Origin of the sequence: Pseudolabrys taiwanensis (assembly GCF_003367395.1) — a bacterium.
In the GTDB taxonomy this organism is placed as follows: Bacteria; Pseudomonadota; Alphaproteobacteria; order Rhizobiales; family Xanthobacteraceae; genus Pseudolabrys; species Pseudolabrys taiwanensis.
The window spans coordinates 1,196,094-1,217,858 of the sequence record NZ_CP031417.1 but is presented as its reverse complement, the minus strand read 5'-3'; the positions used below and the strand labels follow the sequence as shown (position 1 = coordinate 1,217,858).

General features: G+C 65.6%; 21 protein-coding genes. 12 read left to right on the top strand and 9 right to left on the bottom strand.

The window, feature by feature from the left end; all coding sequences use genetic code 11:
• Positions 1-16: 16 nt before the first annotated feature.
• Together DW352_RS05815 and DW352_RS05810 are read right to left on the bottom strand one after the other, a co-directional pair.
• Positions 17-817, bottom strand: a complete 801-nt coding sequence (locus DW352_RS05815; protein WP_210209936.1) for an ABC transporter ATP-binding protein — start codon at positions 815-817, stop codon at positions 17-19.
• Between the two features lie 391 nt (positions 818-1,208).
• A complete protein-coding gene (locus tag DW352_RS05810; RefSeq protein ID WP_115689368.1) occupies positions 1,209-1,904 on the bottom strand; it encodes an outer membrane protein in 696 nt (231 codons plus the stop codon).
• A gap of 379 nt (positions 1,905-2,283) precedes the next feature.
• Between DW352_RS05810 and DW352_RS05805 the strand changes: the two genes are divergently transcribed.
• The 3 genes from DW352_RS05805 to ipdC all read left to right on the top strand — a co-directional run bounded on the left by DW352_RS05805 (position 2,284) and on the right by ipdC (position 5,204).
• A complete protein-coding gene (locus DW352_RS05805; RefSeq protein ID WP_115689366.1) occupies positions 2,284-2,793 on the top strand; it encodes a single-stranded DNA-binding protein in 510 nt (169 codons plus the stop codon).
• A 184-nt stretch (positions 2,794-2,977) separates the two neighbouring features.
• The gene (locus DW352_RS05800) at positions 2,978-3,298 is read left to right on the top strand and encodes a hypothetical protein (protein WP_115689364.1); all 321 of its coding nucleotides are present in this window, start codon (positions 2,978-2,980) and stop codon (positions 3,296-3,298) included.
• Positions 3,299-3,569: 271 nt separating this feature from the next.
• Complete coding sequence (gene ipdC / locus DW352_RS05795) at positions 3,570-5,204, top strand: indolepyruvate/phenylpyruvate decarboxylase (RefSeq protein ID WP_115694260.1); 1,635 nt, start codon at positions 3,570-3,572, stop codon at positions 5,202-5,204.
• Positions 5,205-5,242: 38 nt separating this feature from the next.
• On the opposite strand, the gene DW352_RS05790 is transcribed toward ipdC, so the two are convergent.
• The 3 genes from DW352_RS05790 to DW352_RS05780 form a co-directional block, all read right to left on the bottom strand.
• Positions 5,243-5,686: a DUF1772 domain-containing protein gene (locus tag DW352_RS05790; protein WP_115689362.1), complete on the bottom strand. Its 444-nt coding sequence runs from the start codon at positions 5,684-5,686 to the stop codon at positions 5,243-5,245.
• 73 nt (positions 5,687-5,759) lie between these two features.
• Positions 5,760-7,064 carry a hemolysin family protein gene (locus tag DW352_RS05785; protein ID WP_115689360.1) on the bottom strand — a complete coding sequence of 435 codons (1,305 nt, stop codon included), beginning with the start codon at positions 7,062-7,064 and terminating at the stop codon, positions 5,760-5,762.
• An 18-nt stretch (positions 7,065-7,082) separates the two neighbouring features.
• Complete coding sequence (locus tag DW352_RS05780; RefSeq protein WP_115694259.1) at positions 7,083-7,709, bottom strand: MarC family protein; 627 nt, start codon at positions 7,707-7,709, stop codon at positions 7,083-7,085.
• A 218-nt stretch (positions 7,710-7,927) separates the two neighbouring features.
• Between DW352_RS05780 and gyrA the strand changes: the two genes are divergently transcribed.
• The 3 genes from gyrA to DW352_RS05765 all read left to right on the top strand — a co-directional run bounded on the left by gyrA (position 7,928) and on the right by DW352_RS05765 (position 11,672).
• Positions 7,928-10,657 (top strand): DNA gyrase subunit A, encoded by a 2,730-nt coding sequence (gene gyrA, locus DW352_RS05775; RefSeq protein ID WP_115689358.1) that lies wholly within the window; start codon positions 7,928-7,930, stop codon positions 10,655-10,657.
• A 124-nt stretch (positions 10,658-10,781) separates the two neighbouring features.
• On the top strand, positions 10,782-11,399 hold the full coding sequence (locus DW352_RS05770; protein ID WP_115689356.1) for a LysE family translocator: 618 nt from the start codon (positions 10,782-10,784) through the stop codon (positions 11,397-11,399).
• Positions 11,400-11,432: 33 nt separating this feature from the next.
• On the top strand, positions 11,433-11,672 hold the full coding sequence (locus DW352_RS05765; protein ID WP_115689354.1) for a hypothetical protein: 240 nt from the start codon (positions 11,433-11,435) through the stop codon (positions 11,670-11,672).
• A gap of 198 nt (positions 11,673-11,870) precedes the next feature.
• Here the strand turns inward: DW352_RS05765 and DW352_RS05760 are convergent, their stop codons facing one another.
• Together DW352_RS05760 and DW352_RS05750 are read right to left on the bottom strand one after the other, a co-directional pair.
• Positions 11,871-13,061 (bottom strand): MFS transporter, encoded by a 1,191-nt coding sequence (locus DW352_RS05760; RefSeq protein WP_115694258.1) that lies wholly within the window; start codon positions 13,059-13,061, stop codon positions 11,871-11,873.
• A 448-nt stretch (positions 13,062-13,509) separates the two neighbouring features.
• Positions 13,510-13,740, bottom strand: coding sequence for a hypothetical protein (locus tag DW352_RS05750; protein WP_115689350.1), 231 nt, complete (start codon positions 13,738-13,740; stop codon positions 13,510-13,512).
• Positions 13,741-13,879: 139 nt separating this feature from the next.
• On the opposite strand from DW352_RS05750, the gene coaD reads away from it, so the two are divergent.
• From coaD to DW352_RS05735, 3 genes are all read left to right on the top strand, one after another.
• On the top strand, positions 13,880-14,389 hold the full coding sequence (gene coaD / locus DW352_RS05745; protein WP_115689348.1) for a pantetheine-phosphate adenylyltransferase: 510 nt from the start codon (positions 13,880-13,882) through the stop codon (positions 14,387-14,389).
• A gap of 23 nt (positions 14,390-14,412) precedes the next feature.
• The gene (locus DW352_RS05740; protein WP_115694257.1) at positions 14,413-15,033 is read left to right on the top strand and encodes a peptidylprolyl isomerase; all 621 of its coding nucleotides are present in this window, start codon (positions 14,413-14,415) and stop codon (positions 15,031-15,033) included.
• A 126-nt stretch (positions 15,034-15,159) separates the two neighbouring features.
• Positions 15,160-15,615 (top strand): peptidylprolyl isomerase, encoded by a 456-nt coding sequence (locus DW352_RS05735; RefSeq protein ID WP_115689346.1) that lies wholly within the window; start codon positions 15,160-15,162, stop codon positions 15,613-15,615.
• A gap of 179 nt (positions 15,616-15,794) precedes the next feature.
• On the opposite strand, the gene DW352_RS05730 is transcribed toward DW352_RS05735, so the two are convergent.
• Positions 15,795-16,985 carry a GGDEF domain-containing protein gene (locus DW352_RS05730; protein WP_245434334.1) on the bottom strand — a complete coding sequence of 397 codons (1,191 nt, stop codon included), beginning with the start codon at positions 16,983-16,985 and terminating at the stop codon, positions 15,795-15,797.
• A 138-nt stretch (positions 16,986-17,123) separates the two neighbouring features.
• On the opposite strand from DW352_RS05730, the gene queA reads away from it, so the two are divergent.
• Together queA and tgt are read left to right on the top strand one after the other, a co-directional pair.
• Positions 17,124-18,308 (top strand): tRNA preQ1(34) S-adenosylmethionine ribosyltransferase-isomerase QueA, encoded by a 1,185-nt coding sequence (gene queA, locus DW352_RS05725; RefSeq protein ID WP_115689342.1) that lies wholly within the window; start codon positions 17,124-17,126, stop codon positions 18,306-18,308.
• 91 nt (positions 18,309-18,399) lie between these two features.
• On the top strand, positions 18,400-19,539 hold the full coding sequence (gene tgt / locus DW352_RS05720) for a tRNA guanosine(34) transglycosylase Tgt (protein WP_245434333.1): 1,140 nt from the start codon (positions 18,400-18,402) through the stop codon (positions 19,537-19,539).
• Between the two features lie 150 nt (positions 19,540-19,689).
• On the opposite strand, the gene DW352_RS05715 is transcribed toward tgt, so the two are convergent.
• Positions 19,690-20,631 carry a LysR family transcriptional regulator gene (locus DW352_RS05715; RefSeq protein WP_115689338.1) on the bottom strand — a complete coding sequence of 314 codons (942 nt, stop codon included), beginning with the start codon at positions 20,629-20,631 and terminating at the stop codon, positions 19,690-19,692.
• Positions 20,632-20,881: 250 nt separating this feature from the next.
• Between DW352_RS05715 and DW352_RS05710 the strand changes: the two genes are divergently transcribed.
• A complete protein-coding gene (locus tag DW352_RS05710; RefSeq protein ID WP_115689336.1) occupies positions 20,882-21,736 on the top strand; it encodes an amidohydrolase family protein in 855 nt (284 codons plus the stop codon).
• Positions 21,737-21,765: the final 29 nt, after the last annotated feature.

The following is a 21,765-nucleotide window of genomic DNA, read 5'->3' as shown; positions in this document are numbered from 1 at the left end:
GTTGGCCGGTGCATCGTCAGGCCGCGACCGGTTCGGGATCGAGCGGCGCATCCGCTTCGCCATGCAGTAGGTCGAGGCAATACTTCTTCATGGCCACGAAGCGCGGCGTGCTGACGACCGAACGGTCGCGCGGCCGCGGTAGGTCGACCGGCATGATGTCGACGACACGGCCGGGCCGGCTGGCCATGACGTAGATGTCGTCGGACAGGAACACGGCTTCCTCGACGTCATGCGTGACGAAGATGACGGTGCGGCCGAAGTCCTCGAACAGTTGCAGCAGCCATTCCTGCATCTGCGCCTTGGTCTGCGCATCGAGCGCGCCGAACGGCTCGTCGAGCAGCACGACGTCGGTATCGATCAGCAGGGTGCGCAGAAGGGCCGCGCGCTGGCGCATGCCGCCGGACAGCGCTGACGGATGGCTGTGTTCGAAGCCGCCGAGGCCGTAGCGCTGCAGCAGCGGCAGCGCGCGCTCGCGCGCTTCTTTCATCGGCACGCCGCGGATCTCCATGCCGAGGGCGACATTGTCGACAACCGTGCGCCACGGCAGCAGCAGATCTTTCTGCAGCATATAAGCGACGCGGCCGATCGTGCCGGTGGCGTTGTCGCCATCGATCAGCACGTTGCCCGTGGTCGGCAATTGCAGGCCGGCGACGATGTTGAAAATGGTGCTCTTGCCGCAGCCGGAGGGACCGATCACTGAGACGAAACGGCCGGCGGGAACTTTGATGTCAACCGGTGCGAGTGCGGTGAAGGATTGGCCGGCACGCTCGAACACCATCGAGACATTGTCGAGGAGAAGGCGAGGTTGCTTGTCCACAATAGCCCTCCGTCATTCCAAAAGCCGGGGGCGCCTTTCACGCGCAGTCTGTGTCAGGGGTCCGCGGTCCGGTAGAGCAAGCATGCATCGTGCCAGACGCAATGGATGCGCTAACCACCCCGGCTGAAACGCTTTTCATTCTCTGGCGAGGATGGTGCGCCGGAACCCGGCGGCTGGCGTGCTCAAAGATCGACCGTGCTGTCGGGCACTGTGCACGGTTTCGTGGCGCGGCCTCAGTGAGTGGATCGCGGCGCTCGTCGGCAGGAGAGGGTGTTGTCGCGGGGGACCGCGTTGGCGATCATCAAAGCGAAAAGGCCGGCATTCACGCCGGCCTCTTGCTGCATCTTTGCGCACCACGCGGGCCGCATCTCCCGCGGGGCACGACGGTTGTTCAGAAGCGGTAGTTCACGCCGGCGCGGACGAGGTTCGTCTTGTAGGATACGTTGGTGTCGACGCCGCAGACGTCGGCGCCGCAGGTGATCTTGCCGAGATCGGCATAGAGATATTCGAGCTTCGCCGACCAGGGACCGCTGAAGGCCCATTCGACGCCGGCGCCGGCCGTCCAGCCGAACTGCGTCTTGTTGACCGAGCCGCCGAAGTTCGGCGTCGCCTTGATGTTGCCGAAGGCGCCGCCGCCGGTGATGTAGGGCAGGAAGCGATCGATGGCGAAGCCGATGCGGCCGCGCGCGGTGCCGAACCAAGTGTTCTTGCTTTCGCAGTTGTTCGGACCGGTGCATACGGTGCCGTTGGCACCGGCTTGGCTCGAGCCGCTGATCCAGGTGGCGTCGATATCGCCTTCGAGACCGAAGACGAAGTTGCCAGTCTGGATGTTGTAGCCCAGCGTGCCGCCGACCATGGCGCCTTTTGCATTCAGGCTGACGTTGCCCATGGGGGTGTTGTTCCAGTCGCTGTGCCCCCAGGCGTAGCCGCCGTTGATACCGAGATAGAAGCCGGTCCAGGTGAAGACCGGGGCAACATAGACCGGCGCCTTGTAGACCGGGCGGGGGATGTCGGCCGCGAACGATGGTACCGCCGCCGCCGCCGCCAGCACCGCCGCCGCGCACGCCGAGAGAATTCCACGTTTCATATTTGACCTCCTATGAGTTCTTCGATCGAAAAGGACAACTCATACTGGTAGCGGGAACTTATATGTTGTGGATGATTCGCGCTGTGGCTATTGCGCAACAGCGAATTGTATTTTCTCAATCGAATCAATTGCATAAATAGTTAACGCAACCGCGAACAAAAAAAGAACATGACTTGGCTTTAAAGGCACGGTACAACCGCGTCGCCACCCCGGAAGCTGCTGTGGATTAGGCGCAATCCGGCTTGCCGCCCGGACGGCGGGGTCTAGGGTGAAAAGTTAATTTTGGGCCTCGTCCACGGCGGGAGAGGCCATAACCGGCGGCCGCTGCCGATCTCGTCCAACGGGAGACGGAAGCCGCGGCCGCCCCTCGGAGAGCATCATGGCTGGTAGCGTCAACAAGGTCATTCTGGTCGGCAATCTGGGCGCCGACCCTGAGGTCCGCCGGACCCAGGACGGCCGGCCCATCGTCAACCTGCGCATCGCGACGTCCGAGACGTGGCGGGACAAGGCGACCGGCGAGCGCAAGGAAAAGACCGAGTGGCATCGTGTCGTCATCTTCAGCGAAGGGCTCGCCAAGGTGGCCGAGCAATATCTGAAGAAGGGCTCGAAGGTTTATCTCGAGGGCGCACTGCAGACGCGCAAGTGGCAGGATAAGGACGGGCAGGACCGCTACTCGACCGAGGTCGTGCTGCAGGGCTTCAATTCCAACCTCACCATGCTCGACGGCCGTTCGGGTGGCGGCAGCAGCGGCGGCGGCGACTTCGGCGGCAGCGACGATTTCGGCTCGAGCGGACCGAGCGGCGGCGGTGGCCAGCGCCGGCAGCCGGCGATGGCCGGCGGCGGCGGTGGTGGCCGCCGCGACGACATGGACGACGAGATTCCGTTCTGAGCCGCGGCGTAAAGCGGGCGCCGACAACACGCATAAAATCGCAAAGAGCTCAGGCCCGTCCCGCACAGGGGCGGGCCTGATGCATTGGGCTGTGCTGCGGCGCTCGATTGAAGCAACGCGTGGTTGCGTGCTTAGATGGGGCGGGCTCGCGCGGTTTTGCGCGCGCCGATCCGGGAGGGCAATCATGTTACGTCAAGGTCTGGCTATCGCGCTCGGCGCGGGCCTGCTGGTCGGCATGGTCGGTCATGCCGATGCGGCCAAGAAGAAACGCGCCGACGACGGTACGATTACGTTGTCGGGCTGCGCGCGGTTTTGGCCGCCGTTCTGCACGGTGCTCAGCACAGGTGCGCAAAGCTATTCATTGATCGGCGCCGTGCCGGCCGTACCGGTGAATACCGGCGTGACGGTCGTCGGCGTTAAGAGCGGCGATGTTTCGTTGTGCTTCGGCACACCGGTCCGCGTCGTGCGCTGGCGGCCCAACAAGATGCGTTGTCCGGCGATGTAGGGGCGGGGCGCTCCCCCGAACTTTGCGAAGCGATGGCCGCGCTGCCGCGCAGCGCGGGGCTTTGCGTTGCGCCGGCGGCAACCGAATGTCCTCGTCGGTTTCAGTGGGCAAGAAGCGGAAGACATGCGGAATACGCTGTGATGGCGTCATTCCGGGGCTCCGACGTGCCGGAATGACGGAGTCCTTTTGATCTGGCACAGTGGTTGCCAACAACGGCCGTCAACAGCGACCGCTCGACGGCGGCCATCCACGATCCATTCAGGACTTCGTCATGCCCACATTGGCCAGCGCCCTGTTGCAGGGGCTCAAAGATCATGGCGCCCGGGAAATCTTCGGCATCCCGGGCGACTTCGTGTTGCCGCTCTACAAGGTGATCGAAGAGAGCAACATCCTGCCGCACTACGAACTGAGCCACGAGCCCGGCGTCGGCTTCGCCGCCGATGCGGCCGCGCGCTACCACGCCGGTCTCGGCGTTGCCGTCGTCACCTATGGCGCCGGCGCCTTCAACACGGTCAATGCGATCGCCGGCGCGTATGCCGAGCGTTCGCCCGTGGTGCTGATCGCGGGCGCGCCGGGCGCGCGCGAGCGCAGCAGCGGCTTCATGCTGCATCATCAGGCGCGCACGGTCGACACGCAGTTCGCCGTGCTCAAGGAAGTCACCTGCGACCAGGCCGTGTTGAACGATGCCGCGACCGCGCCGGCCGAGATCGCGCGCGTGCTGCGCAGCGCGCGCGAGCGCTCGCTGCCGGTCTATATCGAATTCCCGCGCGACATGGTGGCGGCGCCTTGCGAGGAAGTGCCCGTTTTGCCGCGCACGGAGGCCGATCCGGATGCATTGGCCGAATGCGCCGACGAGATCGTGGCGCGGCTGAAGACGGCGAAGTCGGCGGCCATCATCGTCGATATCGAGATCAGGCGTTACGGCGTCGAGGAGCAGGTGGCGCAGCTCGCGCGCAAGCTCGGGCTGCCGGTGGTGACGACCTTCATGGGCCGGGGCCTCATGGAGAATGCGCCGGATGTGGTCGCCGGCACGTATTTGAGCGCGGCCGGCGACGAGAGCATCAACCGCCTGGTCGAGGATGCGGACGCCTTGCTGCTGCTCGGCGTCATTCTCTCCGACACCAACTTCGCGCTGTCGCAGCGGGTGCTCGATCCGCGCCACACCATGCTGGCGATCGACCGCGAGGTACGCATCGGCCATCATGTCTATCATGAGATGCCGCTCGAGGCGTTGATCGGCGCTTTGATCGCGCGGGCGGGGACGGGCCGGACGCGCAAGGCGCTCGCGCGCGGCGCGATGCGCTATCCGCGCGATCTCAAGGCCGACGACACGGCGATCATGCCGTCCGATATCGCCGCCGCGATCAACGACCTGTTCGACAAGCATGGGCCGATGCCGATGACCGCCGATATCGGCGATTGCCTGTTCACGGCGATGGAGATCGAGAACACGGCGCTCGCCGCGCCGGGCTATTACGCCGGCATGGGCTTTGGCGTGCCGGCCGGCATTGGCGTCGCCGCCGCGACAGGCCGGCGGCCCTTGATCCTGGTCGGTGACGGCGCCTTCCAGATGACGGGCTGGGAGCTCGGCAACTGCCAGCGCTACGGGCTCGATCCGATCGTGGTGCTGTTCAACAACTGCAGCTGGGAAATGTTGCGCGCGTTCCAGCCGGAGTCGGCTTTCAACAATCTCAGCGACTGGCACTTCGCCGACATCGCCAAGTCGATCGGCGGACATGGCGAGCGCGTCGCGACGCGGCGGCAACTGGTCGAGGCGCTCGATGCGGCGGTCAAGCGGCGCGGCAAGTTCTCGCTGGTCGAGGTAATGCTGCCGCGCGGCGTCACCTCCGACACGCTGGCGCGCTTCGTCTCCGGCTTCAAAGCCGCGCGCGAGAAGAAAGCGTAGGCGATCGGGGGCTTCGCATGTGGACGCAATTGCGCGGCCTAGCGCCGCGCCGAAAGCACCGACAAAGCCGTCGCGCAGAACGCAACAAAGGTGATGAGCGCGCCGGCGGCGTGCGACATCTCCCACTTCCACCGCAGCGCCTCCCAGCCGGCGGGAATGGCGGTCCAATTCTCGGTTGCCACATTGGCCGGATAGGTGAAAGCGAAGAAGACGGCGAGACTCGCCGCCATGCACACGAACGCCAGCACCGCGAACGCGAAAGCAGGACCTTGGCCGCGCGTCGCGATGGCCAGCGTAAGGTTGGCGAGGAGTGCAGCGATCGTCACGGTGCCGAGCAACGCCCAGCCGCGATAGATGGTCTGCACGATGAAGTAATCCGTCTCCGCCAGTTCCATCTTGTTGGCCAGTTCCAACAGATGCGCACCGGCTGGCACCAACGCCAGCGTGGTCAAGACCAGGGCCAGGAACTGAATATATTTCATCTGAGGTTCTCGCGGCGGCAACTAGCGAGATCAACAGGCGTCGGCCGGTCGGGTTCCTGTCGGCCGTTGCGCCTCAGTGCGCGCGGCGGCGGGTATTGAGGCGGCTCGCCAACACCTTGTCGATGCGGCGGCCGTCGAGATCGACGACCTCGAAGGTCCAGCCATGCGCGGTGACGCTTTCGCCGGTCGTCGGAATGCGGCCGAGCTCGGCCAGGACGAAACCGGCCACGGTCTCGTAGTCGCGGTGCTGCGGCAGTGTGAGGCCCAAGAGATCGGCCATCTCGTCGGCGGGCAGCGAGCCCGACAGCAGCCACGAGCCGTCGCCGCGGCGGAAGGCTTCCGGCGCCTCGGTGTCGGCCTTGAAGGCGCCGACGATCACTTCCATGAGGTCGGCCGGCGTGATGATGCCTTCGAAGTGGCCGTATTCGTCGTGCACCAGCGCGACCGGCACCGGCGCCTCGCGCAGTATCGCGAGGACGTCGAGCGCATCGGCGGTGTCGTGCACGATCGGCGCGGGGCACACGAAGTCGCGCGCGCTCACGCTCTTGATGAGGTTCTCGTCGTTGAGGATGGCGGCGAGCAGATCGCGCGTCTGCACGACGCCGACCATGGTGTCGACGTCTTCGCCCGCCGGCAGCCGCGAATGCTTGCTGTCGATAAGGGTGCGGCGGATCGTGTCCCAATCGGCGTTGAGATCGATCCACTCGACGTCGGTGCGCGGCGTCAGCACGCCGGCAACCGAGCGGTCGCCGAGCCGCATCACGCCGGCAATCATCTTGCGCTCGTCGGCGGCGATGACGCCGGCGCTTTCGGCTTCGGCGATGACGGTCTTGATCTCCTCGTCGGAGACGCCGTCTTCTTTCGGCGCGTCCTCGCCGAGCACGCGCAGCAGCAGGCGGCCCGACGTGTTGAGCAGCCACACCAGCGGTTTGGCAAAGCGGGCCAGGACCGTCATGGCCGGCGCGACGCGGACCGCGACGCGTTCCGGATTGCGCAGCGCGACCTGCTTCGGCACCAATTCGCCGACGATCAGCGACAGATAGGTGATCAACGCGACGACGATGCCGACGCCGGCCGGGTCGGCGATGAAGCGGGGCAGGCCGGCGGCGGTGAGCATCTCGCTGAGCCGCAGGCCAAGGGTGGCGCCGGAAAAGGCGCCCGAGACGACGCCGACCAAGGTAATGCCGATCTGCACGGTCGATAGGAAGCGGCCGGGGTCGGCCGCCAACGCAACGGCCTGGCGCGCGCCGGCAACCTCGCGGTCGGCCAGCGCCCGCAGCCGCGCCTGACGCGACGAGACGATCGCCAGTTCCGACATCGCCAGCAGGCCGTTGATGACGGTCAGCGCCAGGACGATGACGATCTCGATATAGACCATGTCTCTATTCCAGTGGGGTCAGGCGGCGATTGCGAGCCGCGCGCCGTCGATGACGTATTGCACCGCCAGCGCGGCGAGGATGACGCCGAGCAGGCGCGACAGCACGATGTTGCCGGTGACGCCGAGCCAGCGGCCGATACGGCTTGCGGCGAAGAAGGCGAGGAAGCACAGCGCGACCACGACCGCGATGACGAGAAGCAGCAATGTGAGCCGCACCGGATCGCCGCTGGCGCGGCCGGCGAGCAGCACTGTCGCGGTGATGGCGCCGGGGCCGGCCATCAGCGGAATGGCGAGCGGGAAGGCGGCGATGTTGCGCACATGCTCTTCGATCGCTTCCTCGGCCTGCTGCGTCTGCCGCACCGTGCGCACGCCGAACACCATTTCGGCGGCGATGTAGAACAGCAGCAGGCCGCCGGCGATGCGGAACGCGGGCAGGCCGATCGACAGCGAGCGCAGCAGCCAATCGCCGACGAGCGCGCTGCCGGCGAGGATCGCCGCGGCGATGACGCAGGCACGCAGCGCCACCGCGCGGCGGGCGGGCTGGGGCAAGCCCTCGGTGATGCCGATGAAGGCCGGCACCAGCCCGATGGGGTCGACGACCACCGCCAGGGTGACGAGCGCGGGAACGAGGAAATCGAACGGCATGGCGATGCCGAACCTAGCGGTTTTGCGGCCGTCGCGGGCGGCAAAAATGGCCGCAGGCACGCGCTTTCGGCGGGGCCTTCGGCCGCGCTTAAAAACCTAGCGTAAGCTATTGAAAAATCGCCAGGAATAACCACATTCGGGAGGTGTTTTGAGGTGGCCTTGCCGCCGTGAATCAGCTACAAAACCGGGTCGCTTAAGGCACCTTTCAGGAAGCCATCTTGTCCGATAACGAAACTCCCAAATCGGGGGGTGATCAGCCCTCCGATGTCCGCCCCGTCTCCATCACCGAAGAGATGAAGCGTTCGTACCTCGATTACGCCATGAGCGTGATCGTGTCGCGAGCGCTGCCCGACGTGCGCGACGGCTTGAAGCCGGTGCACCGGCGCATCCTCTATTCGATGCACGAGCAAGGCCATACGCCGGACAAGAAGTATGTGAAGTCCTCGCGCGTCGTCGGCGACGTGATGGGTAAATATCACCCGCACGGCGACCAGGCGATCTACGACGCCCTGGTGCGCATGGCGCAGGACTTCTCGATGCGCCTCGAGCTGATCGACGGGCAGGGCAATTTCGGCTCTGTCGACGGCGATCCGCCGGCGGCCATGCGATACACCGAATGTAAGCTCGAGCGTTCGGCGATGTCGCTGCTCGACGACATCGACAAGGACACCGTCAACTTCCAGGACAACTACGACGGCCACGAGCAGGAGCCCGTCGTCCTGCCGGCGCGTTTCCCCAATCTCCTGGTCAACGGCGCGGGCGGCATCGCCGTCGGCATGGCGACCAACATTCCGCCGCACAATCTCGGCGAGGTGATCGACGCCTGCTCGGCGCTGATCGACGATCCGGCTTTGTCGATCGACGATCTCAACAACATCGTGCCGGGCCCGGACTTCCCGACCGGCGGCATCATTCTCGGCAAAGCCGGCATCCGCAGCGCCTATCACACCGGCCGCGGCTCGATCATCATGCGCGGCAAGGTCGGCTTCGAAACCGTTCGCAAGGAACGCGAAGCGATCATCATCTCCGAGATTCCGTATCAGGTGAACAAGGCCTCGATGGTCGAGCGCATTGCCGAACTGGTGCGCGAGAAGAAGATCGAGGGCATCTCGGATCTGCGCGACGAGTCGGACCGCGACGGCTACCGCGTCGTCATCGAGCTCAAGCGCGATGCCGAGCGCGAGGTGGTGCTGAACCAGCTCTATCGCTTCACGCCGCTGCAATCGTCGTTCGGTTGCAACATGGTGGCGCTCGACGGCGGCCGGCCGCTGACGATGAACCTGAAGGACATGCTCAGCGCCTTCATCGCGTTCCGCGAAGAGGTGGTGTCGCGGCGCACCAAGTTCCTGCTCAACAAAGCGCGCGACCGGGCGCACATCTTGGTCGGCCTCGCCATCGCCGTCGCCAATATCGACGAGGTGATCCGGCTGATCCGCGCCTCGCGCGACGCCAAGGAGGCGCGCGAAGCCTTGATGGCGCGCGACTGGCCGGCCAAGGACATGATCAACATGGTGCTGCTCATCGACGACCCGCGTCACCGCGTGTCGGACGAGGGCACGACGCGCCTGTCGGCTGAGCAGGCGCAGGCGATCCTCGATCTGCGCCTGCAGCGCCTCACGGCTCTCGGCCGCGACGAGATCAGGGAAGAACTGGACAAGCTCGCCGCCGAGATCGCCGACTATCTCGACATCCTGCGCTCGCGCGCGCGCATCCAGGGCATCATCAAGGACGAGATGGCGAAGGTGAAGGCGGAGTTCGCCACGCCCCGCCGCACCGTGATCGCCGAGCAGGAATCCGAGGTCGAGGACGAGGACCTGATCCAGCGCGAGGACATGGTCATCACCGTGTCCCACCTCGGCTACATCAAGCGCGTGCCGCTCTCGACCTATCGTTCGCAGAAGCGCGGCGGCAAGGGCCGCTCCGGCATGCAGACGCGCGAGGAGGATTTCGTCTCGCGGCTGTTTGTGGCCAACACGCACACGCCGGTGCTGTTCTTCTCGTCCGCCGGCCAGGTCTACAAGGAAAAGGTCTGGCGGCTGCCGCTGGCGGCGCCGCAGGCGCGCGGCAAGGCGCTGATCAACATCCTGCCGCTCGATCCCGGCGAGACCATCACGACCATCATGCCGCTGCCCGAGGACGAAAAGACCTGGGCCGAACTCGACGTGATGTTCGCCACCACCAAGGGCACGGTCCGCCGCAACAAGCTGTCGGACTTCGTCGACGTGCGCCGCTCCGGCATCATCGCGATGAAGCTTGCGCCGGGCGAGGGCATCGTCGACGTGCAGATCTGCACCGAGAAGGACGACGTGCTGCTGACCACCGCGGGCGGCCAGTGCATCCGCTTCCCGGTGCCGGAAGTGCGCGTCTTCACCGGCCGCACGTCGATGGGCGTGCGCGGCATCGCGCTCGACGGCGACAACCGGGTCATCTCGCTGTCGATCCTGCGCCATCTCGAGGTCACCGCCGACGAGCGCGCGGCCTATCTCAAGCGCGCCAGCGCCATCCGGCGCGGCACCGGCGCGGAAGTCGAGGCGGGCGCGGCGCCGGTCGAGGCCGAGGAGGCACCGGAGATCGCCGACAGCGGCAATATCGAGCTCGGCGAGCAGCGTTACGTCGAGCTCTCGGCGGCCGAGCAGTTCGTGCTCACTTTGTCGGAGCGCGGCTTCGGCAAGCGCACGTCCTCGTTCGAGTATCGGACCACGGGCCGCGGCGGCAAAGGCATCGTCGGCATGTCGCTCACGACCAAGACCGGCAAGATCGTCGGTTCGTTCCCGGTCGAGGAAAGCGATCAGGTCATGCTGGTCACCGATGCGGGCAAGCTCATCCGCACCACGGTCGCCGGCATCCGCATCGCCGGACGCTCGACGCAAGGCGTCATCGTGCTCAACACCGCCGAGGACGAACGCGTGGTGTCGGTCGAGCGCTTGAGCGAGGAAGAGAGCGAGTAGGGCACTGTCATGCCCCGCGAAAGCGGGGCATCCAGTAGCCACGGCGCTGATGAAGATCATGGGAGCCGGTGATTGCTGGATCGCCCGCTTTCGCGGGCGATGACAGCAGAAACTGGAGGCCACGATGAACACCCAACTCTTCTCCGCCTTCCTGCTCATCACCCTGATCCTGGTGCTCACGCCGGGGCCGATCGTCACGCTCGTCATCTCGACCGGGGCGACGCGCGGCACGCGGGCGGCGCTGATGACGGTCGCGGGTTCGACCGTCGGCAATGCCGTGCTGATTTCGGCGATCGCCTTCGGCCTCAACATCGTCATCGAATACACCGCGGCGATCTTCGAAGTGCTGCGCTGGGCCGGCGCGGCTTACCTCATCTATCTCGGCATCCAGGCGTGGCGGCATGCGGGGCGCGACGTCGCGCTCACGACGGCGCCGAGCCACGGCGTCTATTTCCGCCGCGGTTTCTTCGTCGCCATCTCCAATCCGAAGACCATCGCCTTCTTCACGGCCTTCCTGCCGCAGTTCATCGATGCGACCCTGCCGGCCGGGCATCAGCTCGTGGTGATGTGCGTGGTGTCGGTGCTCATGGCCGGCGTCACCGACAGTGGCTGGGCGCTGATGGCGGCGGCGGGCCGCAACTTCTTCCTGCGCAAGGCCAATGCCAAGCTGCTCGGCCGTCTGTCGGGCCTCGCGCTGATCGGCGGCGGCGTCTGGCTGTCGCTGGCACGACGGCCGGGATAGCGTGTTTGAGGTGATTTAAGCGCGGAGCAATCTATGGAAGAGATGCCAAAAAAGTCGCGGGCGTTTATTGAGGGCGAATGTCTGAAGAAAATCGCCAAGGCTTGGCCCTCTAACGATGTTCAGCGCGTGGAGATCGAGCGCCTCTATCCCGAGGGCACCGGTCCAAACTGGCGCATTCGAGCGATGCATCCGAGTCTTCCGCCGATGGCCGAAAGTGAAATCCTGAGCCAAGTGGCGCATCTTAATCAGAGTTGGGCGTTGGAGGACGAGTGACTTGTTCGAGTCGAACTCGGCGTGAGACGCGGCACAGCGTTTGACCCGTCATCCTGAGGCGGCGGCCGCAGGCCGCCCTCGAAGGATGAACGGCCAAGACCTGAAAAGATTTGGCCGTCGCCCTTCGAGGCTCGCCGCTGCGCGGCTCGCACCTCAGGGTGACGGCTTTGGCGCTTTAGCCGTGGCCAGAAGGCCGGGTTAAACCGGTGATGTCGCCCGCCGATACAACACCAGCAACGCCACCAGCAGCACGCCGGCCGAGAGGCCGAGCGACCAGTGGATGCCGATCGCCGATCCGGCGACGCCGACCGTGATGCCGCTGAAGGCGCGCATGCCGAGACCGGCCATGTTGTACAGGCCGACGACGTGGCCGCGCATGTCGACGGGCGCGTTCAATTGCACCAAGGCCTGCGCCATGGTGTTGAACGACAATTCGAAGAAGCCGGCCGAGAACAACAGCACGATCGCCGCCGCGTAATGCGACACCGTCGCGAAGGCGAGCAGGGACAGGCTCCACAGAATGGCGAGCAGGATCGCCGTGCGTGCCGTCGGCTTGAGACGTCCCCAGGCCTCGAGCGCAAGCCCCGCGAGCAGCGCGCCGGCGGCGTCCGCCGCCAGCAGGATGCTGTAGGACACGCCGGGATCGCCGTGGCCGAGATCCTCGGCGAAGCCCGGCATCTGCGCGCTGTAGGCATTGCCGACGAGGAACGACGTCATGCCGGCGAGCAGCGTCATCGAGGTCAGAACGCGATACGGGCCGATGGCGCGGATGGTGTCGACGATGTCGGCGAAGCCGCGCACGGCCATGCGTTTGGCCGCGGCGCCTTTCTCGCTGGTCGGCGCCCAGAACAGCCAGATCAGCATCGGGAAATAGAACAGAGTGTTGACGATGATGCCGTGCGAGGGGCCGAGCGAGAGCATGATGGCGCCGCCGACGGCCGGGCCGACCAGCACGCCGAGATAGCGCGCCATCGCGTTCATGCGCACCGCGCTCGGCAGGCCGGCGGGGCCGACGATGTCGTACAGCAGCAACTGGTTCGGCGTCTGCCACAACACGCCGGCGCAGCCGTGGATGACGAGCAGCACCATGGCCGCCGACATGGTCAACGTGTCGGTGATGAACAGGATCCCCCAGCCGGTCGAGGCCACGATGAACAGCAGCATGCCGCACTGGATGATGCGGCGCGGATCGAAGCGGTCGGCCAAAGCGCCGACCGCGACCGAGAACAGCAGGAACGGCAGCCAGTGCGACAGCACGGCAAAGCCGGCCAGCGCCGGCGAATGGAATTTCTGGAAGACGACCCAGTAGCTGATCACGTGCTCGATATTGTCGGCCATCATCGCCAGCACGAACGACGCGAATTGCAGCCGATAGGCGGGCGACTTCATCGCCGCGAACGAACTGGACGCGGCCGCGGGGCTCTTCGGACTTTGGAAGTTCAAGGGATCACCTGGGTCGGACGGCACGATGCGATCGCTGTGCCGCCGGCGCGGCATCCGATCGACTGGCGTGGGCTCGTTGTGGCGCGAGCCTCTTACGCTCGTTCAGGCGCGGAGATAGCCGGGCTGTCCAACAGGGGCAACAAGCGCTGGGCGTTTTGGCCGCCTTGCAGAGCTGATCTGCGTGTCCGCGCGGCGGAGTCTTGGACCGGCACCTCTTGGAGGCTGACGTTCGGAGACCGCCTCAAAGCGCTTCCGATGGAAATCAGCACCTCCGGTCCAAGGACCGTCATGCCCGGCCTTGTGCCGGGCATCCACGAGCCCTTATGCGAGGTGTTAAAGACGTGGATGGCCGGGACAAGCCCGGCCATGACGCGGAGAGCCCGTGCCGCTTCGTTTACTCGTTGCCACGTTTGTCCGTCGTCACCAGGCGGACCTTGGCATTGCCGACCGCTGTGCCGGCGCAGGTGTTGTAGGGCCAGGGCGCCTGCGTGCAGGACTTCAGCGCGGCTTCTTCCTTTTGCGGCAGCGGGCCGGCGCTGACCGGACCGTTGGCCGGAGCCGAGAATACGGTGACCATGGCCGCGACGGCGGCGGCGGTCAGGATGGCGGAAACGGTTTTCAGCATGATAGCGCCCCTTGTTCGATTGCCCGAACATTGGTCGTGACACCCGGCCTGCGGGTTCAACGGCGTCCGGGGCTAAAAGTTCGCCCGGGCGGGGCGGGGTGCCTTGCCCGGGAACAAGGGCCGGGTTAGACCGGCGCGCATGCCGAGAACCGCCCTTTACGCAGGCTCTTTCGACCCGGTGACCAACGGCCACATCGATGTGGTCCGTAACGCCGTCAGGCTCGCCGACCGGCTGGTGCTCGCCATCGGCGTGCACCCCGGCAAGGTGCCGCTGTTCACCGCCGAGGAACGCCTGGCGATGCTCGAGGAGACCTGCGGGCCGCTCGCCAAGGCCGCCCAGTGCGAGCTCACCTGCATCACCTTCACCGGGCTGGTCGTGAACACCGCGGTGAAGGAGGGGGCCACGGTCCTCGTCCGCGGGCTGCGCGACGGTACGGACTTCAATTACGAAATGCAGATGGCGGGAATGAACGAGACCATGGCGCCGTCGGTGCAGACGGTGTTCCTGCCGGCCTCTCCCTTGGTGCGCCCGATCACCGCCACATTGGTACGTCAGATCGCGGGCATGGGCGGTGACGTTTCCGCCTTCGTTCCGGCGACGGTCGCTGCGCGCCTGAAGCAGAAATTCGCCGGCCGCGCCGGCGCCTGATTTCCCCTGACACGAGGATGACGATGCAAAGCCGCCGCTTGATCCTGACGCTCGCTTTGTCGCTGTTTGCCGGCGCGATCGCCGCGCCCGCCGTCGCGCAAGAGGCCGCCGCGCCCGCGACCTACAAGGTCAAGTTCGACACCACCAAGGGCTCCTTCGTCGTGCAGGTGAACCGCGATTGGGCGCCGCTCGGCGCCGACCGCTTCTACAATCTGGTCAAGAGCGGCTTCTACGACGACGTGCGCTTCTTCCGCGTCATCTCCGGCTTCATGGTGCAGTTCGGCATCAACGGCAATCCGAACACGATGGCGCAGTGGCGCGACAAGCCGGTCAAGGACGATCCGGTCAAGCAGAGCAACAAGCGCGGCTACATCACCTTCGCGATGGCGGGACCGAACACCCGCACCAGCCAGGTGTTCGTCAACTTCGTCGACAACACCAATCTCGATCAGATGGGCTTTGCGCCGTTCGGCCGCGTGATCTCCGGCATGGACGTCGTCGACAAGCTCAACGCCGAATACGGCGAGGGCGCGCCGCGCGGCCGCGGTCCCGACCAGAGCCGCATGCAGCGCGAGGGCAATGCGTATCTCGCCAAGGATTTCCCGCGCCTCGACTACGTGAAGAAGGCGACGATCGTTCAGTAGCTGTCGTCATCGGGCAGGCGCGACGCGCCGTGACCGGTGATCCCGTTTCGTCGGGCACAGCGCCTTCATACGCGGGATGGCCGGCATAGAGTCGGCCATGACAATTGAAACCCAAGGAGAATTGAAATGGCCAAGCCGGAAGATACCCTGACGCTCGAAACCACCCAGGGCCCTGTGGTGATCGAGATGCGTCCCGACCTCGCGCCCGGTCACGTCGCGCGCATCAAGGAACTGGTGAAGGACGGCTTCTACGATGGCATCGTCTTCCATCGCGTGATCGACGGCTTCATGGCGCAGACCGGCTGCCCGCAGGGCACCGGCACCGGCGGCTCGGGCAAGAAGCTCAAGGCCGAGTTCAATGCCGAGCCGCATGTGCGCGGCACCGTCTCGATGGCGCGCGCGGCCAACCCGGATTCGGGCGACAGCCAGTTCTTCATCTGCTTCGACGACGCCCGCTTTCTCGACAAGCAGTACACCGTCTGGGGCAAGGTGATCTCCGGCATGGAGAACGTCGACAAGATCAAGCGCGGCGAGCCGGTGCAGGACCCCGACAAGATCGTCAAGGCGACGATGGGGGCGTAAGGCCTTCACACCGCCGAAAGCAACGTCATGGCCGGGCTTTGTCCCGGCCATGTTCGTTTTGGGTTGCTCAATGCGTGGTGAGATTGGCGTGTAAGGCACAGCATTCGCCCGCTCGTCCCCGCGCACGGACATCGGGATTACCCGATGTCCGTCGTTTTGTTTTCTGCTTCAATCGCGGCTCACGCCGGCGTGGGCTTCTGCACCGGCGAGACGATATCCGTATCGGCGGCGATGGTGCGGTTCCGCCCCGCGGCTTTGGCCTGGTACAGCCGGCGGTCGGCGCGGGCGAGAAACGGCTGAAACGGCTCGCCTGATTGGTGCTCGGCGATGCCGAAGCTTGCCGTAATCTGCCCCGGCGACGGCAGAAACGGAAAATGCGTGCCGGCGAGACCCCGGCGCAGCCGTTCGGCGAACAGATAGGCGCCGCTGCTGGGCGATCCCGGCAACAGGATCGCGAATTCCTCACCGCCGATGCGTCCCACCACGTCGGCGCTACGCGCGGTACGGCGCAGAAGCTCACCGAACGCGGTCAACACGTGGTCGCCCGCCGCATGGCCGTGACGGTCGTTGATCTGCTTGAAGGCATCGAGATCGCAGGCGACCAGCGAGCATGGCTTGCGCCAGTCCTGCGCGATGATCGCTTCGGCGCGGGCCTCGAAGGCGCGGCGGTTCAGAACGCCGGTCAGGCCGTCGACATCGCGCTCGCGCCGCAGGTCGTCAATGACATCGGACAAGGCAGCGGCGAGCAGGGCGGCCGCCAGAGCGGCGCCCAACACCGCCAGCGAAAGATGCAGCATGTGCCAGAACAGTGACGCCCCGAAGGCCAACGCCGTGGCGGGCGCCTGCGTGCCGATGGTTAGCGCCGTGCGCGGGAAGAAGTGCAGCGCGAAAACGAAGAGCGTCCAGAACAGCACGCGATCGATCGCACGAGCTCTCATCAGCGGCGTCAGGTAGAAGACGGCCGTCAGCAGAATGGCGCCGTAGCTGAAGTTCTGGATGTACACGCGCACCAGCGTGCTCGGCACGATGTGAGAGAAGTACCACAGGCCGCCCATGATCGCGGCCAGGAACACCAGGTCGAGCGCGAGCCCGAAGCGCCGACCGCTACGGCGCAGGATGCCCTCGGCCGCGAGCAGCACGGCCGTGGTGTAGAACAGCCCGGACATCAGGGCGTTCGGCTGTGTTCGCGGCGGCCAATAAAAGACCTGCACCATGACGCCGAGCGCGAACAAGGCAGGGGCGGCGGCGAGCAGGAGCAGATAATGGCGCTTTCTTTCGATGGCCCAGGCCCACAGGAAAGACAGCCCGAACACGCACAGGATGCCCGGGCCGATCAGGGCCATCGTCACTCTGGCTGTGGGCTCGTCCAATGTCGTCTCCTGCGGCCAATCGGGCCGAACTCACAGCAGCGACATTGATAAACGCCTAAATTGTGTCTGACACTTTGCACTGTCGGCGGTCGCGTTCGCCGGCCTTGAATGTGCGCGCCCCGACCGGCATGGAAGGGCATGCGTACTGATCTGTTCGATTTCGACCTCCCGGCTGACCGCATTGCCCTGCGGCCCGTGCACCCGCGCGACGCCGCCCGGCTGCTGGTGGTGCGGCCTCATGCTCCGGTCGCCCCCGAGCAAGCGGGGGCCCAGAGAAGCGAGGTTGGCGCGGGTGGCCCCTGGGTCCCCGCTTTCGCGGGGACGAACGGAGAGGTTCTCGAGGACCGGCATATCCGCGACCTGCCGGACCTGCTCGCGCCCGGCGACTGCCTGGTGGTCAACGACAGCAAGGTCATCGCCGCGCGCCTCAAGGGGCGGCGGATCGGCCGGGGCGATACGGAACCCGGCATCGAGGCGACCTTACACAAGCGGCTCGACGGCTCGACCTGGAAGGCCTTCATCCTCGGCGCCAAGAAGGTCCAGGTCGGGGACACGCTGCGCTTTGGCGACGAGGGCAAGGTCTGCTTCCTCGGTCAGCTCGATGCTAAAGTTTCACATAAAGATGAAGGAGGTGAGGTAACCATTTCATTTTCCTTCCATGGCCCGATCCTGGACCAGGCCATTGCCGAGCGCGGCGACCTGCCGCTGCCGCCTTACATCGCCTCCAAGCGCAAGCCGGACGATCAGGACCGCGCCGACTATCAGACGGTCTTCGCCCACGAGGAAGGCTCCGTGGCGGCCCCGACCGCCGGGCTGCACTTCACCGAGGACCTGCTGGCGCGGCTGACGGCGCGCGGCGTGGCGGTCCACAAGGTGACCCTCCACGTCGGCGCGGGCACCTTCCTGCCGGTCAAGGCGGACGACACGGCCGAGCACAAGATGCATTCGGAGTTCGCCATCCTGCCGGCCGAGGTCGCCGACGCGCTCAACGCCGCCCGGGCCAAAGGCGGGCGGATCGTGGCGGTCGGCTCGACGGCCATGCGGACATTGGAAAGCGCGGCCGGAGACGACGGGCGCCTCAGGCCGTTCGCCGCCGACACCGACATCTTCATCACGCCGGGCTATCGCTTCAAGGCGGTCGACCTGATGCTGACCAACTTCCACCTGCCGCGCTCGACCCTGTTCATGCTGGTGTCCGCCTTCTCGGGGCGCGAGACCATGCAGCGGGCCTACCGCCATGCGATCGAAACCGGCTACAGGTTCTACTCCTACGGCGACGCCTGTTTGTTGTTCCCCCAACCGTCATTCCGGGACAGCGCGTAGCGCTGGACCCGGAATCCAGCGGCGCGGTACAGCGGTTCTGGATTCCGGGTTCGCTCGCTGACGCTCGCGCCCCGGAATGACAGAGAAAATGATGACCGACCCCTTCACCTTCACCCTCAAGACCACCGACGGCATGGCCCGGCGCGGGCAGTTCGTCGCGCCGCATGGCGTGGTGCAGACGCCGGCCTTCATGCCGGTCGGCACTGCCGGCACGGTGAAAGGGTTGCATCCTGAGGACGTCGCCGACACCGGCGCCGAGATCGTGCTCGGCAACACCTATCACCTGATGCTGCGGCCGGGACCGGAGCGCGTCGCCGCGCTCGGCGGCCTGCATAAGTTCATGAACTGGCAAAAGCCGATCCTGACGGACTCGGGCGGTTTCCAGGTCATGTCGCTCGCGACCTTGCGCAAGCTGACCGAGAAGGCGGTCACTTTCCGCTCGCACATCGACGGCACGATGTTCGAACTCTCGCCGGAGCGCTCGATCGAGATCCAGGCGCTGCTCGGGGCCGACATCTCGATGCAACTCGACGAGTGTCTGAAGCTGCCGGCCGCCCGAGAGGAAATCCAACGCGCGATGGCGCTGTCATTGCGCTGGGCCGAGCGCTCGCGGCGCGCCTTCGAGGCGCGCAACGCGACCGGCTACGCGCTGTTCGGCATCGTGCAGGGCGGCGACGACATCCCGCTGCGGCAAGAGAGCGCGCGCGAGCTCATCGACATCGGCTTCGAAGGCTATGCCATCGGCGGCCTCGCGGTCGGCGAACCGCAGGCGGTGATGCTCAAGGTGGTCGAGGAGACGACGCCGGTGCTGCCGGCCGAGCGGCCGCGCTATCTGATGGGCGTCGGCACGCCGCATGATCTTTTGGAAGCGGTGAAGCGCGGCGTCGATATGTTCGACTGCGTGATGCCGACGCGCAACGGCCGCCACGGCATGGCCTTCACGCGCTTCGGCTCGATCAACCTGTCGAACGCGCGCCACGCCGACGATCCGCGTCCGCTCGACGAGGCGAGCCCGCATCCGGCCGCGCGCACATACTCGCGCGCCTATCTGCATCACCTCATCAAGGCCAACGAGATCCTCGGCCAGGTGCTGCTTTCGACCATCAACATCGCCTACTACCAGGCGCTGATGGCCGGCATGCGCGCGGCGATCGAGGAGGGCCGTTTCGCCGACTTCTACGCCGGCACGATGGCGGGCTGGAAAGGCGGCGACATTCCGCCGCTGAGCTGAGCCGCACGCGAAACCTTTCTCGGCCTCATCCTGAGGAGCGCTGCGCAGCAGCGCGTCTCGAAGGATGGGGCCGCCCTCGATCCTTCGAGACGCCCTCGCTTCGCTCGGGCTCCTCAGGATGAGGGCCGGAGTTAAGTATCGAACCAGCGGCTACTTCCGCTTCGCCATCGGCTTGGCCACCTCACGCGCGCAGTCGATGAACAGCTGCGCCACCGGGCTCAGCGTGCGGGTGCGGAGGGTAACGATGCCGTTGGCCACGGGCGCGATCGGCAATCGAACCGGCAACGCTTTGATCTCCGGGCGCTGCGGCGCGATTTTCAAGGCGTCATCATGGAAGATGGTGATGAAGCGCCCGCTGGTCAGCAGGCTCATCCGCACCTCGGGCGACATGGTCACCACGGTCGTCCGGGGATAAGCGAGCCCGCTCTTGCGAAACGCTTCCGAATAGATCGGCCCCAGCGCGCTTTCGGGCGGCGGCAGCACCCATTGTTCGTTCATCAATTCGGCAAGCTCGATCCGGCGCCGTTTGACCAGCGGATTGTCGGCGCCCGCCGCGACGACATAGGACGTCTCGTAGAGCGCTTCGAACGTGAATTGATCGTCGTTGAACAGGTCGAGGCGCGGCACGATCAGAAGGTCGAGATTTCGCTCGGTCAGCTCGCGGTGCAGGGTTTCGACCTGCGTCGCCACCACATGGAACACCATGCGCGGATGATGCCGCGACAGCCGGCCGATGATGGCTGCGATGAAACCGGCGGCGAGCGGCGTGATGCTGCCGATGCGCACTTCGCCCGCCGTCGGGTCGGCGAGAAACTCGATGTTCTTGACCGCCTGATACAGCTCGTCGAACGCGGCTTCGCCGCCGTCGAGCAGGGCGCGGCCATACGGCGTCAGCTCGATGCCTTGCGGATTGCGGTCGAGCAGCCGTACGCCGACGGCACTTTCGAGGTCGGCGATCGACCGGGAGACGGCGGGCTGCGTGGTGTTGAGCAGCGTGGCGGCTTTGCGCATGCTGCCGGCCTGCACGACCGTCATCAGGATGTGCAGGTCCTGGAGCTTGATCCGGCGGCCGATCCGATCGCTCAACTGCATCGCCGATACCCTATCGCAACATTGGTATAACTATATCAGGAATTAGCATTGTCCCGGCATCACCGCATCCGCTATTTGTCCGCGCGGACGGTGGAACAGCCGCCGGCCAAGAGGGCGTTTTCTCCTGCCTTTGCGGCTCTGAGGGACGCCTTGCACGCCCACGCCGTCGTATTTTGCCAGTAATGGCGCGGCTTATCTCCACGACGGCGCTGTGCAAATCGAACGCACCCGAGTTGAGGAAACCGCCCGTATGACCGTCGATCCGAGCTTTCTCGCGAAGCGCCGCAAGCCGGCCTTCAAGCTGCCGCCGGGGGCGACCGACGCGCATTGCCACGTGTTCGGGCCGGGGGACAAATTCCCCTATGCGCCCAACCGTCGGTACACGCCGGAAGACGCGCCGAAGGAGATGCTGCGGGCGCTGCATGACTATCTGGGCATTTCCCGCGCGGTGATCGTGCAGGCGAGCTGCCACGGCATCGACAACAGCGCGATGATGGATTGCCTCGCTTCCGACCCGAAACGCTATCGCGGCGTCGCCATCGTCGACGACACCTTCACCGACAAGGATTTCGACAAGCTGCATGAAGGCGGCGTGCGCGGCGTGCGCTTCAACTTCATCAAGCATCTCGGCGGCACGCCGGACATGGACGTGTTCTACAAGGTGATCGATCGCATCAAGGGCCGGGGCTGGCATGTCGTGCTGCATCTCGGCGGCGCCGACATCATCCCGAACATGGAGACGATCAAGAAGCTGCCGCTGACCTTCGTCATCGACCACATGGGCCGCGTGCCGGCCAAGGACGGGCTCGATCAGGCGCCGTTCAAGGCGCTGATGGAGCTGGCCAAGCTCGACAATTGTTGGATCAAGGTCTGCGGCGCCGAGCGCATCGATTTTCCGCCTTACGACAAGGCGGTGCCGATCGCCCACGCGATCATCGAGGCGCTGCCGACGCGGACGATGTGGGGCACCGATTTCCCGCATCCCAATGCGTCGCACGAAGCCGACGAGGGCGAACTCGTCGATCTCCTGCCGAAATTCGCCGATGCTGCGGCACTTCAGCGCGTGCTGGTCGACAATCCGGCGCGGCTCTACAATTTCGATTAAACGTCAAACGTAGTCAGTAAAGGAAAGCC

Bases quoted from the DNA above. Each gene is read 5' to 3' on its own strand.
- DW352_RS05790 (WP_115689362.1), bottom strand. From the start codon at position 5,686: ATGAAATATATTCAGTTCCTGGCCCTGGTCTTGACCACGCTGGCGTTG.
- DW352_RS05750 (WP_115689350.1), bottom strand. From the start codon at position 13,740: ATGCTGAAAACCGTTTCCGCCATCCTGACCGCCGCCGCCGTCGCGGCC.
- DW352_RS05805 (WP_115689366.1), top strand. From the start codon at position 2,284: ATGGCTGGTAGCGTCAACAAGGTCATTCTGGTCGGCAATCTGGGCGCC.
- DW352_RS05710 (WP_115689336.1), top strand. From the start codon at position 20,882: ATGACCGTCGATCCGAGCTTTCTCGCGAAGCGCCGCAAGCCGGCCTTC.
- DW352_RS05780 (WP_115694259.1), bottom strand. From the start codon at position 7,709: ATGCCGTTCGATTTCCTCGTTCCCGCGCTCGTCACCCTGGCGGTGGTC.
- coaD (WP_115689348.1), top strand. From the start codon at position 13,880: ATGCCGAGAACCGCCCTTTACGCAGGCTCTTTCGACCCGGTGACCAAC.
- queA (WP_115689342.1), top strand. From the start codon at position 17,124: ATGCGTACTGATCTGTTCGATTTCGACCTCCCGGCTGACCGCATTGCC.
- ipdC (WP_115694260.1), top strand. From the start codon at position 3,570: ATGCCCACATTGGCCAGCGCCCTGTTGCAGGGGCTCAAAGATCATGGC.
- DW352_RS05800 (WP_115689364.1), top strand. From the start codon at position 2,978: ATGTTACGTCAAGGTCTGGCTATCGCGCTCGGCGCGGGCCTGCTGGTC.
- DW352_RS05810 (WP_115689368.1), bottom strand. From the start codon at position 1,904: ATGAAACGTGGAATTCTCTCGGCGTGCGCGGCGGCGGTGCTGGCGGCG.
- DW352_RS05740 (WP_115694257.1), top strand. From the start codon at position 14,413: ATGCAAAGCCGCCGCTTGATCCTGACGCTCGCTTTGTCGCTGTTTGCC.
- tgt (WP_245434333.1), top strand. From the start codon at position 18,400: ATGACCGACCCCTTCACCTTCACCCTCAAGACCACCGACGGCATGGCC.
- DW352_RS05765 (WP_115689354.1), top strand. From the start codon at position 11,433: ATGGAAGAGATGCCAAAAAAGTCGCGGGCGTTTATTGAGGGCGAATGT.
- DW352_RS05785 (WP_115689360.1), bottom strand. From the start codon at position 7,064: ATGGTCTATATCGAGATCGTCATCGTCCTGGCGCTGACCGTCATCAAC.
- DW352_RS05735 (WP_115689346.1), top strand. From the start codon at position 15,160: ATGGCCAAGCCGGAAGATACCCTGACGCTCGAAACCACCCAGGGCCCT.
- DW352_RS05770 (WP_115689356.1), top strand. From the start codon at position 10,782: ATGAACACCCAACTCTTCTCCGCCTTCCTGCTCATCACCCTGATCCTG.
- DW352_RS05760 (WP_115694258.1), bottom strand. From the start codon at position 13,061: ATGAAGTCGCCCGCCTATCGGCTGCAATTCGCGTCGTTCGTGCTGGCG.
- DW352_RS05715 (WP_115689338.1), bottom strand. From the start codon at position 20,631: ATGCAGTTGAGCGATCGGATCGGCCGCCGGATCAAGCTCCAGGACCTG.